The sequence below is a fragment of the Bradyrhizobium sp. genome (assembly GCF_019244115.1).
Lineage (GTDB): Bacteria > Pseudomonadota > Alphaproteobacteria > Rhizobiales > Xanthobacteraceae > Bradyrhizobium.
In genome coordinates, this window is the sequence record NZ_JAFATE010000456.1 from 1 (window position 1) to 14,325 (window position 14,325).

Here is a 14,325-nt window from a genome sequence, read left to right on the forward strand (position 1 = left end):
ACATCTACTATGCCGAACAGCAGATTCTGAAATCGCTACCCAAGATGATCGACAAGGCGACGAACCGCGACCTCGTCGCGGGTCTCAAGAACCATCTCGAGGAGACCCAAAGCCAGGTCCAGCGGCTCGAGAAAGTCTTCGCCAAACTCGGCAAACAGGCGAGCGGCACACAGTGCCCAGCCATCGACGGTATCATCAAGGAGGCCGACGAAACCGCGGGCGGAATCGAAGACAAGGCCGTTCTCGACGCCGCGATCGTCGCGAATGCTCAGGCGGTCGAACATTACGAAATTTGTCGGTACGGCACCTTGATCGCATGGGCTGAAGAGCTCGGCCATGATGAGATCGTGCGTTTTCTCACGACCACCTCAATGAGGAAAAGGCCGCCAACACGAAGCTCAACACCGTGGCCTTGCGGAAGGGCGTAAACGCGAAAGCGTCGACCGTGGCTTGAGATGACGGAGACCCACCGCAGACGCGAAAGGCTTTGAGAATCTTCTCGGAGCCTCTTTTTTGAATAGGAAGGAGGTCCAACCATGACCGAGGTCCCGGTCGCTCAACCTCGAAAGCCGATTGCATTTCGCCTGAAGGAGGTTTTGAGCGTATTGGGTCCTGGACTGATCACCGGGGCATCGGACGATGATCCCTCAGGAATAGGCACCTACAGCCAGGCCGGCGCCCAGTTGGGATTCGGCGTGGGCTGGACCATGCTTCTCACCTATCCATTGATGGCGGCCATTCAGGAGATATCCGCTCGGATCGGACGAGTTACTGGCCACGGCATAGCGGGCAATGTGTGTCGTCACTGCCGGCCGGATTTTTTATGGCCAATGCTCGTGATGCTGTTTTTTGCGAATACGGTGAATATAGCGGCTGATCTCGGCGCCATGGCGGACGCCCTTGCTCTCCTCATTCACGGGCCGCCCATTGTTTACGTGATCCTCTTCGGCTTGATTTCTGTGATCGCTCAGATTTTCTTTGGGTATCAGCGCTACGTCGGCATCCTCAAATGGCTTACGCTGTCGCTCTTTGCGTACGTCGTCGCGCTGGCCGTGGTTCGGGTGCCTTGGGCCGAAGCGCTCGAAGGGCTATTGATCCCGAGGATTCAATGGTCCGGAGACTTCCTTACGACCCTTGTCGCCATCCTCGGAACGACGATATCCCCCTATCTGTTTGTCTGGCAGTCGGCCCAGGAAGCTGAAGAGCAGCGTATCGACCTCAAGAAGACACTACTCAAACGGGATGGCAGAGGTGCGGGGAAGGAGTTCCGGCGGATAAGGATCGACACCTCGTCGGGATGGCATTTTCCAACCTGATCGGAATTGCCATTATTATAACCACAGCGGCGACCCTGCATGCCAATGGCATCACCAATATCCAGAGCTCTGCCCAGGCGGCCGAGGCCTTGCGCCCGGTTGCCGGCAGCTTCGCGGAAATTGTCTTCGCGCTTGGTATCCTCGGGACCGGCCTTCTCGCCATACCCGTGTTGGCCGGCTCCACGGCCTATGCGGTCGGCGAAGGACGCAAGTGGCCAGTCGGCCTGGCGCGCCAGCCGCGTGAAGCCGTCGCGTTTTATGCCGTTATCGCGATTTCCGGAGTGCTCGGTATCGGACTCAACTTCACCGCGCTCGATCCGATCACAGCTCTGTACTGGAGCGCAGTTGTCAACGGCGTGTTGGCGGCTCCGGTCATGTTCATACTGATGTTGCTGGTGCGCGAGCGGAAGGCAATGGGACAGTTCGTGGTTGGCGGATGGCTCTATTGGCTAGGCTGGATGGCGACCGCAGCGATGGCACTCTGCGTCTTCGGAATGGGTGCGAGCCTGATCGTCGGCCGCTCTTGAGCCTCTCGGCTGGACGCATGGGCCGCCGCACGCGTGGAGTTGTTCTCCGAAATCAATTTTACGAATCACAAAGCCCGGCGGAACGCCTGGCTTTCCTCGTCGGACAGGACGGTTCACCACTCGATCCACTTTCCCTCGCGCCAATAGCCACGGCCTTCATGCTCCCGGAATTCGTACTTTTCCTCCGGGGAACCTCTCCAGTTATCCTCGTGAATGGTGACCTTGGCTTCTGGCGGATATTCGTGCCGCTCCTTGACCTGCCAGCAGACGTTGCCGCTGCAAACAACTTCTGCGCAAGCCGGAATGGAACTTGCCGAGAGCGCGACCGCGCCAATCGCCGCACCTGCAAGAGCCGCGATGTATGCCTTCATAGAGTCCTCCAGTTTGCTCGCCCCGGCAAACAATCTAAAAGGCTCAAACTCGTCAGCTCGCTACAACACAATAAATGCGCGGCAGCCTCAGAGTTCATGCTTCCTAGAGGAGGCCGACTGCCGACAATGAACGCGCGGGTGGCTCTGCGTCGCTCGTCTGCTCGCGGAAGTTCAGGACGGCCATGTGAACGAAATGCAGTTTGCCTCGAGCAACCGCGGAGAGTTCGAACGGATAGGCGTCGCTCAAGCCCATGGAGCGGTTGAGCTCGTTAATCGTATAGGCGACGGGCGACCAAGAGGCTAGCAAAGCTTCAAAATCCCCCTCCATATACGGATCATCGAGCGTCTGATGCAATCGCCGGTCGAGCGACAGCGGAAGTGAAGAGGCCGAGTCGAGCGTTGAGACAATGTGGAGGAAATGCGCGAAGGTTTCCGCCCAGTCCTCCCAGGGATGCGACGTTGCGTACTCGCTGATGAACGCGGTACGATCGTAAGGGCGATCGCCTCGGGCGTGATACCGTTCGATGGATTCCTTGTAGTCTGCCGTCTCGTCGCCGAAGATCAGGCGGAAAGGCCGCTGGAGTTTCGTCCCGTCCACCAGGAGATCCCAGTAAAAGTGACCGACCTCATGGCGAAAATGGCCGAGCAGGGTCCGGTAAGGTTCGCGGAACCGCATACGTCGCGCTTCGCGTTCCACGTCGTCGGCTTCTGAAAGGCTCAGGGTGATCAGCCCCCTCAAATGGCCCGTCATGACAGGTTTGCTTCCGTCCTCGGCGAGGATGTCGAAGACAATGTGCCGATCGCCGGCCTGGCTGCTCAGCGGTAGCCTGAGTCTGGCCAGATCGTAGAGAAGGCGGCGTTTGGCCTGCTCGGCTCGCCGCCAGAGCACAACGTTGCGCTGTTGAATCACTGGTATCGTGCGCGTGAGCGAGCAGGATATGCAGTAGCCGTTATCAGCTTGGGCGGCCCAGTTGCAGCCGATCAGCGACCGGTTGGCACAGACCGGCTGATCATCGTTGCCCCGAAATTCGAGGCTCACGGGATCGAAGGCGAGCGAAGCACCGCAGTGGCCGCACCGCCCGTGCTCAAAAAAGATACTCTCCCGGCACGCGGGACAATGAAGCTGCCTCATAGTCGCTCAACGCTCGTCATCGCAGACAGAACACAGTTCGGAAACGTGAATAGCAATCTTCAAATGAGCGAATGCTTGGGGGTTAGACATCAGTCAGATGGTACGGTCCTTGATCAGCCGCGCTAGCCGATCTTTGATCGTATGTGGAACAGGTCTCGTTGCGATGGAGTGTCATCGGGGCCGGCGCGATTTGATCATTTCTCAACCTGCCGCCATGTGCCCCACGTCGATCCTGACAACCTTCCAAGTCGCTGTCCGCGTGCCTGACGCTTCTCCTTCAGCTTTGCAGTTCAACAAGCCCGTCTTCTGGCCGCCATCTCGGCCTCGTATCCGTCGCTTAAAGCGCTAACGCCTTCAGCGGTGGCTTTTTCCATTGCGATTGGTAAAGCGGGCATTGCCCAAGCCGGTACCGATCGTCAGCACGCCCCAGCGTTTCACATCCTGCATGAACGGAACTTCCGAAAGCCCCTGCACGACGCCGTCGTTGTGCATGACGATCGCCGTATCATGCGAGCCGATCTGTGGGATGGCTTCGACCAGACTGATGGGCAGATTGAACTTGCTGCTCTCCCAGTTGCCTGGCAAATTCTGCGCGCCCTTTTCGATCGAGCCGTCGCTGTTGATCACGCCGGGACAGGCAATGCCGACGAAGGGAGCCAGCTTGAACTGTTCCTTGTCTGCCTTTGCAATCAGATCGTTGAGCATCTTGACGAGCCGCTTCACCGCACCCTCCCGCGTCGGCTCGTCATCGGCGTGCCGCCAAAGCTCGGATTTCCACACACTCGCTTTCGAGAGATCTGGCGATTTCTTGCTGCGCGTTTCGACGACCCCGCAGCGGATGTTGGTCCCCCCGATGTCTATAGCGAGAATGCTGTCATAACCCTCGAAGATCCACGCCGGTGCGAGATGCACGGCGCCGATCAGGCCGGCGTCGTCCGGATGGAAGCGGATCGGCTGAATTTCAATCTTGAAGTCCTCGGCCTTGAGGATGATTTCGGTACGCGCGATGGCGAGTTCGCCAAGCCGACTATCTCGGAAGCCGCCACCGACCACGATCCGCTCTGTCTTGTCCCAAGCCTTGGTTCTAAGAAAGCGTCGTGTGACATGGGCGAGTTCCTGCGCAAAGTCCTCGATGGCGCTGTGGACGACAGCCGACGCCTCCCTATCGTCGCCCACCAGTATGGCGTCGAGGACCTTCTTGTTGATGTTCTCGCTGGGTTCCTTCCCGAACGGATCGTCGCCGGATTTCCGAAGCGGCTTCCGCCATTTGTCGAGAATTGCGCGGAAAGCGCCTTTGCTCGCGCGATCTCCGAGAAAGCCTTCCTCGTCCGTGAGTTCGATGTTGAAGCTATCGACCTCTACTGACGGCAATCGAGAAGCGCCATGAGCGGCGATGCCCGTGGTCTTGATCGTTTCGTCGGCCATTCCGAACCTTTGTACCGCTGCGAGGCATACTGGCAGCCCTGATAAACGCGCGCGGTGGAACTCGGTTCCTTGGACAGCTGAGCTTGGCCTGACTTTGAGGGGCGCTCACATGTCCTATGCGCGCGGCGCCTCGCGAAAGGCGCTTCGGACCGAGGCCGAAGTGCTCATGAAGTGATTGAGGCGATGCTACGGCTCAAGCCATGGCCGACCACGAGGGTCGCCCCTACGCGGCGCGTTTCTCAGAAATCGTGAAATGTAGATTTCGCTACCACATCCCAGACCGTCGAACGCTATGCTGGGGTGAAGCAAGGACGTGAAATCGAACCGTTGTCAGCAGTCGTGGTCGCCGACCGCGCCTGAAGCATTTCATATCAGACGGCCGCAGCGGATGACGCGGCGCGCCGTTACCCTGCGCCGTGGAACGCATGGCGCGCGTCCGCCGAGTCATGGTGCCGCGATGCTCGGCATGCCCCGCTCGCTGCCTTCTGAGCACGGCACCGATAGGAACGGTGACAGCAGGGCGGGGTTATCTGGTCTGGTGGGCGGTGGATGGGCGCTGGGGTTGCAGAGACGTGGCCGCCGCGCAGCGACTGCATGGACGAAGGTGTCCCCCCAAAGCCCCTTCGTCACCTCAGCCTCACCCCGCCTGGGGCGGCTTCAGCGAACGCTGGAGCCGCCCCGCACTTTCCTTGCAAGGGCGTCGGCCCCGTTGATCTCGACATGCCAGCTCGCCGATTGCCGCGCTCAGTTGAGGTCGGCTGACAACCGCCGCCCGACCTAATTGGTTTAGAACGAAATCCCGCTCTGGAAGTTGATCCGACCGACCGCGTCCCGCGTAGCCGACGCGCTGAGTCGGTCAGTATTCCAGCGCAGCCGGGGTGGCCCTGCAAAATGTACCTGCGGATATACCGAGATGAGAACCACTCTGGCCACCTCGACCTTGTCGGCGAAGGCGAGCACCCGTGGACGGTCGATCTAGTCGTCGTGGGTCACCGCCGCCGTTCTCCTGATCGGCTTCGCCGCTGCCCTCGCCGTCCATCTGGTCCGGTAGACGCCAATTTCAGCGTCCGTACACAAGGGGGCAGCCGGCGATGTCGCCGTGTGCCACGGCCCCCCCCGCAGCCGCCCCATGACCACGATGACCAGATGACAGCCAAAATCCCTACTTCCCTATAACCTCCATTTCTCCCGCTCCCATTCGCCGGCTTCAACTCGCCGGTCTTGGGTCGATCAAGCCCGATCGCGTCGGGATTTTGCCGTGCTGGTCCCAGGGATATCCTCAGCGCGGCGCCACAGCTCAGGCCGACGCAAAATCCAGTCGCGCGCCTCGTTTGACCAGCTTGGTGCCGCTGATGAAGCCCAGCGACACGCACGCGCGCTCGATACGCACGTCGACCGGAAGGTTCCGCGTCCGCTGCATCGCGGGGAGGCAAACATGCTGCTCTTCCCTCCTTGCCCATGTTAGCAGCGGTGGAGATGGACCGGAGTGATTCGGCTAGAGCGATCATAGCGTTGATGGTCATTGAAGGGCGCGCAGCGATCCCAACGTTGCAGGGTTGGGTCAGCGCCATGTTGCTGGAAACTGGCGCCATCCGGGAATGTGCGGAGCACGGGTGGATCGTCGATTCCGCTGATCCGCATGCGCGTGATCGTGCCCTCGTCATCGCCCGCCAGGATTCACTTTCGGCGTCTCCCCCCGACGGAGGCGATTGCGGCTATGGAGGACTTTCTCGCATCGATCGGCGACAGCTGCCCGGAGTGCGCAGCTCCCTGCGACCAGCAGAGGTGCAAGAAAGTCAGCAGTTCCAGTCGAACTGACACCCGCTGTACGCGTTCCGTCTTGGACCGCCGCCCAGCTGATCCGCCCACGTTCCGTTAATCCGCTACCCTATCGTTCCCCGTAGATGACGGCACAACAGAAACCTTGTCCGGCCGAGTTGGCCAAGCGCCCCGAGCTAAGATGCCGGCACTGTGGAGCACGGCTCCGTCGTCGGCCACAAATTCTGGATCCACGCTCGGGCCGGACAGTTCAATTCTATCTGTGCGACTGCGGACGAGCGGTATGGTGCGATGATCCGGACCGGTGACGTCGGCGGTTAAATCTCGTTCGTGTGTCGCTGCTGCCTGCATCAGCAACGTCAATGCGGCGACTGCCTCGGTGAGTTGCCAGGGCTTTTGAAATAGCGGCACCGACAGCAATTCGTTGGGCATCACTGTTTGAGGATAGCCCGTATAGAGGACAACCGGGATCTTCCGTTGGCGCAGCAACTCGACAATCGAAAGCGCACTTTTCTTGCGCAGATCCAAGCCGACTAGAGCGCCTTCAAGTTCGGCCGTTTGCGCCAGCTCCAGTGCATCTTCCAAATTGCCGACAGCTAGAGCCTTTAGGCCGCGCTTCCTTACTTCGGACACGCAGTCATCCGCAATGAAGTACTCGTCTTCAACGATGAGGATCGGGTACATCGCGCTTTCTCCCGACAAACTGCAACTTAACCGCGACGCCGAATATCCGGCAACCCCAAGCAGTCATTCAGCGCGAATTGCATGTACTCAGCTGCGTTTTGCAACGCACCTTACCTGGCCGAAGCCAGAGCCCCTGGTTCCCCCGCAAACGTTTGGAAGGAACCTTTGTACGATTCAGAATGTTGAAGAGGTCGATCGGTTCCCTCCAGGTGGAACGAAAATGAGCAACTCTCTCCCCGACCCCAACCTCCCGCTCTGCGATCGTCTTGCCAAGATGGCCGTCGAAGCCCGGGAAAAGGCGCGGCAATTACCGCCGGGGCGTGAACGGGACGTGCTGTTGATTGAAGCTCGCCGCGCTGAGACGGCCGCGTACTTGCTTGACCGGGTTAGCGCTCCCAGCCCTCAATCGCCGAGGTAGCGGACCACCTGGTTGAGCCGCTGGGCTGATCGAGCTCAGACCGGCCCGGCGATCGCACGTCTCATGGCAGCATCACGGCTTCTCTCGATTAGCGGGTGCTTCGATGCAAGATATGCAAGCAAAGTTGGAAAAGCTCCTGACCGATGCTGAGGATTGTGCGCTGATCAGCAAATTGGCGACCGATAAGGCAAAGCAGGAGCTGTTTGGCCCGACTAGCGAAGCATCTACAGGTACTTGCCGACGAGGTCCGCCGCGTGATTGATGCGAAACAGCTGAACGGCACTCGATAAAAGCTTCATCCAAACTCGTTGTCCGATCCCATTCTCTCCGCTCTGATGGCTTAGAGTACCCGCTCACAGCGGCTTTTGCAGTGCTCGGCAAAAAGCTGCCTCTCGCTTGTCCGCTTCGCCCAGCGGGCCTTGTCTTAGGTTAATCCTGCAACCAAAGTCTTGGGGCGATAGCCGCCTATGTTAATGATTGTAGCGGCCCACTGAGCGAGCGTCGAAACTGACGCAACAGGGAGGCCTCAATGAATGAAAGACTCTCGCGCAAGCGACGGCGGTTCAAACAAGAACTGCCTCTGAAGGTTCGGCTGGAGCAAGCGGCGCAACGATGCAGAGAGGCCGCAGATGCAGAGCAACGTTCGGCCTCGGAACGTCAGCTCTTACTGCGGAAGGCCCGTCGTTATGAAGTTACGGCTCATCTTGACGAATGGCTGTCGTCTTCAGCGCGATGATGTGCTCACGGTTGGTGAGCACCACGGGGCCGACGGCAACCGTGTCCATGGCCGTCCGAACGACTGCCGATTCAGTCTTGCCGGATCATATCGTCTCGCGACAAAGCTGTATCCCGCCCGGAGCGCCGAGCGCAGGTGAGATTATCGTAGAAGCGTGCCGTCAGGGTCTCGAACTCCGACCAGCCCATGCGCCGCCTCTTCTGGCTGCGCCGTCTCAGACAGCGCATCCACGTCCGACGCACTTCGCGGTAGAAGGCGTTGAGCGCTGGATGATTGTGCGGCCCGCCGTAGTAGCCGTAGTGTCCACGCAGAACGGCGGCGAACCACTCGTGCTGCGTAGTCAGTGACTCGCGCATGAGCCGCCAGGCGTCCTGGCGCAACGCCGTCAGCTTGCGCGTCAGGCGTTTCCCTTCCGTCTTGTGCTTCACGATGAACCGGCCGTCCCGGGTCTGCCCGCAGTACTGGGTGAAGCCGAGGAAGGCGGATCTTGGCCTTCTCACGCGGGCTCCCCTCGGGCTGGCCCCTTCCCTCCATACGCCTCGTTTCTAGCTTGTTGGCAATCCGGATTTTCGAGTTGAATTCCGCTTGGCTTTGTGCGAGCGGGGTGTGGGAGCCCGATTCCACCTCAGACCGGCGACGGGCGCTTCTTCACCTGTTCCGCGAGATTCGGAAACATCGCTTGCCCGCGTCAATCAGGTCGCCCATGAGGGCCCGACCATAGCCGCCTCCTTGCTTCACGTCCGAAATGGTCATGCCTTCTGCGTTAAAGGCCGAACCCCTCAGGTCGAGCTCGCGGTGGGCGTACCAGAACTCTTGCGTACCGGCGAAGTCGCCGTCGACAGGAAGTGAAAATGCCTCGCGCTGTCTATCGATGTAATAGTAAAGGGCCAGCTTTTTGCCCGGCGCGCTGTTGGTGATTAGATCAGCCATGTTCTGCGGGGGACAGCCCGAACGGCTCGTAGAACTTTTCGATCCACCATTGCTGGGACTTCTCATCCACTGGCCATCGAACTTGATGCAATTCCCAGATTCGAACATTGGGGACCAAAATCGATCATTTTCAATTCGACAAAGCCTTCTCCATAGCGAGCCGGTCCTCGGTCCTTTCAAAAGATGGGGGATCCGAACTTCTCAGGTAGTCGGCCTACTGGGCAACCGTAGCTTCCGCCGCCAGCGAGCTGAATGGGACTAGGGCCCTGGTGCTCGCAGCCAGGTCTAAATCGCCTAGCCGCCAGAACGGAGTCGTGGCTTTCGAATATCTACGAGGGCGCCAGATGCAGCGCTCCGATCAGGCCGGCATCGTCGGGGTCGAAGCGGATCGGCTGCATCTCGATGTCGAACTTCTCGGATTTCAGGATGATTTCCGTCCGGGCGATGGCGAGCTCGCCGAGCCGACTGTCGCGGAAGCCGCCGCCGACAACGCTGCGGTCCGTCTTCTCCCACGCCTTGGATCTCAGGAAACGGCGGGTGACGTGAGCGAGCTCCTGTGCGAATTCCTCGATGGCGCTGTGCACGACCGCCGCAGCCTCGACGTCGTCGCCTACCAGGATTTTGTCGAGCACCCTCTTGGCGATGTTCGACCGCCTCACGCCTTCTCATTGAGGGGCCCGACCTCATTCTCGAAAGCGGCCAGGCCGTGGCGCTCGGCCTCGCCATCAACGAGCTCGCGAGGAACGCGCTCAAAGTACGGCCCGCTCGCCACCCCGCGCGGGAGGCTGAAAGTGCGCTGGCAACGAGAAGACAACCATCTGGTGCTCGACTGGCTCGAAGCGGATGGCCCGGAAGTCCGGACCGTCGCGCTCGAGAGCTTCGGCTCGCGTCGCCTGATCGAAGGACAGCTTTCCGGAAGCGTTATCCGAAGACTGGACAAGGACGGCGTCAATCGTCGTCTCGAATTTCCGCTCTCGCGGGCCACGCCCGGCACAAGTCCGGCCGATCCCAGCCGGGCGGACTGAGGAATGCCTTTAAATACTGGCCATAGGGGCCCGGAGTTTTTCTTTTTGGTCGAGGCGCGGTGCCTTGCTGCCGGAGCGGCCGATTGATCAGAGCTCAACCGCCGCCGCTCCGGGGCCCGGCTTTTCGCTGGCCTCGTCCTTTCCTGCGTGGATGGCGATAATGACGGCCGCGCTGAACCGTCAGTGACCGGCCTTGTCGACGCTTTTTGAACCTCGGTGGCAAGGACGCGATAATGTTGGGCCAGCCGGTCGTACAGCTCCTTTTTGGTTTGTTCGGTCGCGAACAAGGCGATCCTCGCGCAGTGCGAAGCGTCCGATTCCAGCTTCTCGAGCTGCGCGCGCATGCCTTGCATGTGTTGCTCCGGCGGCAACATAGCAGCCGCCAATGCCGGCGGGTGTGCAAAAAGATACACGAATTGAGCGCGACGTCATGGACCGTCCAGCAATGCCCGGCGGCCACCGTCAGTGTCCCTGCTCGCTCAGCTCATCGATGACATTCTACGCGAGGCGCACAGCACCTTCACGATGCGTAAAGGTGCCGCTCTTTTCCTCACCGGCGAAACGCACCGACCACTTCCAGCAACCCTCGGGCGTGAGCGTTCACCCGATACTCGACCCCACGATATTGCATTCCCCTAATGTCAGTTTCGCCTCAGGTCGGCACCAGCACGATGGTCCTCCGATTGTAGGCGCCAATATGCTAATGATATGGCCACTGAGTGGCAGGTGCGCTGGCGCTCAAGAGCTCCGGCGGCGGCCTTTCCCTTTCCGGATGGCCGTGATGGGGGCCGCTCAATGATCGTCGCCGGCCCGGATTGGCTGGCCGCGCGGGCGATTTAGTCACCGTCAAAATCCTTGTGCCTGAGTGCACTTTTACGCCGACGGTTCCCGCCGGAAACCGATAACGCAGCCGGGCCCTTAAAGCATCAGGGCTTAGGACTGCTAAGATGACCATCCGCCAACCGTCCGGTGGCGCTGCCCGGCCTCATAACGACCTTCTTGGGAGCCTCAGCGAGCCTGATTATGCGCATATTTCACGGCACATCGAGATCGTCGCGCTGGCTGCTGGCGAAGTTCTCTATAACCCGGGCGATGACGTCAACACGGTGTATTTTCCCTGCGAAGGGAGCGCGATCTGCTTCGTTGTGGCCATCGAAGACGGACACGAGGTCGATGTCGCACTGATCGGACGCGAGGGAGCGGCCGGCGGCATCGTCAGCCAGGGACGCCTGCCGGCCTTTTCCCGAATCGAGGTTCGGCTTGAGGGATCATTTGCGCGCCTGCCGGTTAGCCGCATCCAGGCCGCGAAAGACAAGTCAAGCACCTTCAGGAATGCGTTCGCCCGCTATTCGGATTGCCTGCTGGCGCAAATTCTTCAAAGCAGTGCCTGCAATGCCGCGCATTCGATCGAGCAGCGCACGGCCAAGTGGATCATGGCGGCGATGGATCGAACGGGTGGCCAGACGATACCGTTCAGTCACGCCCAGCTCGCCGCGATGCTCGGCGTCGGGCGGAGCTATGCCAGCCGGATCATCCGGGATTTCAGCGCAAAACGCATACTAAGGACCGGGAGAATGGAACTTCAGGTGCTGGACCGGGCTGCCCTGCGTTCGAAATCCTGCAACTGCGACGAAGCCGTCAAATCCCATTTCATGGATGTGCTTCGTGGCGTATATCCGCCCTAGTAGTTCGGGCTTCCAGGCCGTATGCTTCGCCCGGACAGTGCGCGACGGTGGAACAATGATGCTTATCCGAAGGAACAGCCGGCGGCTATGTTCTTCCCCGACCCTTCCTCTGGCTCTGCGGGAATGTTGTAACCGCTGAACCAGAAGCGGCATTTCGGATTAACATGGGAGAATGGAGGAGCCCATGTCCCAGTTCGTTACCCTGTTGGTCGAGGACGACATGCTCCAGCGCGAGCTCATGGCCGACTTGCTCAGAGACGAGGGATTCGAGGTCGTCGAGTGCTCGACGGCCGAAGCCGCCGAGTTGATCGTCGCGACCTCGGGTACGGAGCTGCGCGCTCTCATAACCGACAACAGGCTCTCAGGCAGCATGTCCGGGATCGAACTCGCCGAGTACGCCCGCGAAAGATATCCGGCAATGAACATCATCGTTATGTCCGGCAAGGAGGTGCCGAAGCTACCCGCCCACACGACCTTTCTCCAAAAACCTTTCGAGCCGGTCCACCTGCTCCAGGCCGTTATGGGAAGAAACGGGGCTGGCGGGTGACCGCCCCATAACACAAGAGAAAGTCCGACCTCTGTCGCCCGCGCGCGATCCGCGGTCCTCTCAGTTGCGAGGCGGCTCGGGCGTTCTTGCCGGTTCGCACAGCCGCGCCGGTACCGCGCCCCTCGTCTTGTCCGGCGCGCGCGCCGGTTCGACCATCCTGATCTCCCGCGCGAATTGGAGAAAGGCTAGCAGGATGGTTTCTGGAGACTGCCGTGGTCCATGCTCTAGATGTTTTCAGAAGAAGGTCTGGATATAGAGCAGAGGCAGAGCGTTGCCGTCGCATCCCGGAAAAAATCACTGATCGGCCGACGGGCGAGGCCGTTCGCAGGGTTGCCGAGGACCACGAGCACCACGCCGACGCACTCCAAGGACAAGAGGACCGAAGCGATGACCAGTCAGGAGCGAGCAACCTCTATACTTCGGAACACGAGGAAGCGCGCATCGAACTCGTCGGCCCAAGCAGTCGTTCTGTCGACGGCAAGGCCGGAAGGATCGAACGGATTTCCTCGACGAGCTTCACGGACTCCGCATCTCGATCGAAGGTCACGATGGACAGTGGCCGGTCTCCACGGTGAAGCTGACGGAGAGCGACTAGCCCCTTCTCAATAAAGAAACGCCCTCGGGGCGGATTCCGGGGCCGACTCACGCGGATATCCTGCATAAGGGGAGGCCCCCGATGTTGCTCCTCCAAAGTCCTCGTGTCAGTGCTGTTTTGAACCGGCGATAAGGCTGGCGTGGGGGACCGCCGCGGCCGCTTGGGACTGTCCGCAAAACGGCCGCTTTGCCGGGCCGTGTCCGAAACTTTCTTGAGCGGCGCGAGTTACAGCGTGCCACCCGGTCAGACACATCAATAACTCACGCGTCGCATCGAACGTAGCCGCCCGGGGCGGTCAAAATACCGACTGACACCACGAAACCTGCGGCGCGGCCACTCTCATCGATGCCTGACTTCGCTGCGGCACTCGAAACTTTACCATTGCAGAGCGTCCGCTTTGCGCCCAAGGACTAAACCGCTCGCGCGGTAGGCGGCGCGGCTGGCGACACAGGCAAGGGATAGCGTAACGGGGCGTCCTGTCTTGAGATCGAGGGGCTCGACAACCTCACTCAAGACAGGAGCATCCCCAATGACCAAGCAGGCCATCAGCCCGTTGCGCCAGCGCATGATCGAAGACATGGCGATCCGCAAGCTTTTCGCCGAAGACCCAACATGACTACGTGCAAAGGGTCAAGGACTTGGCCGCTCTCCCGACCAGCCCCAATCGGAGGACGTGCGGGGATTCCGGCTGCATCTGGCGTCGATCGGCGCCCACGCGCCAAAGATCAACGCCACGGTCTCGGCGCTGCGCTTCTTCTTCAATGTTACGCTCGATCGGCCCGAGCTTGCCAAGCACCTCTCGTTCATGCACGAGCCGCGCAAGGTTCCGGTTGTCCTAAGCCCGGAAGAGGTTGCGCGCTTTCTAGAGGCGGCGCCGAGCGTCAAGTACAAGGCAGCGCTCAGCGTCGCTTACGGTGCGGGGCTGCGCGTCGCCGAGGTCGTCGCGCTGAAGGTGTCCGACATCGATTCCGAACGCATGATGCTGCGCGTCGAGCAGGGCAAAGGCCGCAAGGATCGCCACGCGATGCTTTCTCCGGTGCTACTCGAACTGCTGCGCGATTGGCATCGCATTGGCCGCCCGCAAGGCTGGCTGTTTCCGGGACTGAAGCCGGCCAGCCCGATGACGACACGCCAGCTCACGCGCGCCTGCCACGC

10 protein-coding genes and 5 pseudogenes are annotated in these 14,325 nt (G+C 60.3%); 7 read left to right on the forward strand and 8 right to left on the reverse strand.

Annotated features, from left to right (window positions below; genetic code table 11):
- Both JOZ76_RS19950 and JOZ76_RS19955 read left to right on the forward strand, forming a co-directional pair.
- Window positions 1-454, forward strand: a pseudogene (locus tag JOZ76_RS19950) (YciE/YciF ferroxidase family protein); the annotation flags it as partial.
- An 82-nt stretch (window positions 455-536) separates the two neighbouring features.
- Window positions 537-1,843: pseudogene (locus JOZ76_RS19955) on the forward strand (NRAMP family divalent metal transporter).
- Between the two features lie 113 nt (window positions 1,844-1,956).
- On the opposite strand, the gene JOZ76_RS19960 reads toward JOZ76_RS19955, so the two are convergent.
- From JOZ76_RS19960 to JOZ76_RS20000, 8 genes and pseudogenes are all read right to left on the reverse strand, one after another.
- A complete protein-coding gene (locus JOZ76_RS19960) occupies window positions 1,957-2,214 on the reverse strand; it encodes a hypothetical protein (protein WP_291701066.1) in 258 nt (85 codons plus the stop codon).
- Between the two features lie 103 nt (window positions 2,215-2,317).
- A complete protein-coding gene (locus tag JOZ76_RS19965; RefSeq protein WP_291701069.1) occupies window positions 2,318-3,346 on the reverse strand; it encodes a zinc-binding metallopeptidase family protein in 1,029 nt (342 codons plus the stop codon).
- A gap of 354 nt (window positions 3,347-3,700) precedes the next feature.
- Entirely contained in the window at window positions 3,701-4,771 is a 1,071-nt protein-coding gene (locus JOZ76_RS19970; protein WP_291701071.1) for an ROK family protein, read from the reverse strand.
- A gap of 1,875 nt (window positions 4,772-6,646) precedes the next feature.
- Window positions 6,647-7,234, reverse strand: a complete 588-nt coding sequence (locus JOZ76_RS19980; protein WP_291701074.1) for a hypothetical protein — start codon at window positions 7,232-7,234, stop codon at window positions 6,647-6,649.
- A gap of 1,140 nt (window positions 7,235-8,374) precedes the next feature.
- Window positions 8,375-8,470: pseudogene (locus tag JOZ76_RS38570) on the reverse strand (Ku protein); the annotation flags it as partial.
- On the reverse strand, window positions 8,460-8,888 hold the full coding sequence (locus JOZ76_RS19990) for a hypothetical protein (protein WP_291701076.1): 429 nt from the start codon (window positions 8,886-8,888) through the stop codon (window positions 8,460-8,462). The gene JOZ76_RS19990 and the pseudogene JOZ76_RS38570, both read right to left, overlap by 11 nt.
- A 148-nt stretch (window positions 8,889-9,036) precedes the next feature.
- Window positions 9,037-9,318 (reverse strand): hypothetical protein, encoded by a 282-nt coding sequence (locus tag JOZ76_RS19995; RefSeq protein ID WP_291701077.1) that lies wholly within the window; start codon window positions 9,316-9,318, stop codon window positions 9,037-9,039.
- Window positions 9,319-9,650: 332 nt separating this feature from the next.
- Window positions 9,651-9,962: pseudogene (locus JOZ76_RS20000) on the reverse strand (ROK family protein); the annotation flags it as partial.
- A gap of 147 nt (window positions 9,963-10,109) precedes the next feature.
- On the opposite strand from JOZ76_RS20000, the gene JOZ76_RS20005 reads away from it, so the two are divergent.
- The 5 genes and pseudogenes from JOZ76_RS20005 to JOZ76_RS20025 all read left to right on the forward strand — a co-directional run.
- The gene (locus tag JOZ76_RS20005) at window positions 10,110-10,343 is read left to right on the forward strand and encodes a hypothetical protein (RefSeq protein WP_291701078.1); all 234 of its coding nucleotides are present in this window, start codon (window positions 10,110-10,112) and stop codon (window positions 10,341-10,343) included.
- A gap of 947 nt (window positions 10,344-11,290) precedes the next feature.
- Entirely contained in the window at window positions 11,291-12,028 is a 738-nt protein-coding gene (locus JOZ76_RS20010) for a Crp/Fnr family transcriptional regulator (protein WP_291701081.1), read from the forward strand.
- Window positions 12,029-12,212: 184 nt separating this feature from the next.
- Window positions 12,213-12,575, forward strand: coding sequence for a response regulator (locus JOZ76_RS20015; protein WP_291701083.1), 363 nt, complete (start codon window positions 12,213-12,215; stop codon window positions 12,573-12,575).
- A gap of 440 nt (window positions 12,576-13,015) precedes the next feature.
- A pseudogene (locus JOZ76_RS20020) lies at window positions 13,016-13,170 on the forward strand (PRC-barrel domain containing protein).
- Window positions 13,171-13,843: 673 nt separating this feature from the next.
- On the forward strand, window positions 13,844-14,325 hold a 482-nt coding region (locus JOZ76_RS20025; RefSeq protein WP_291701085.1), incomplete at its 3' end, for a tyrosine-type recombinase/integrase.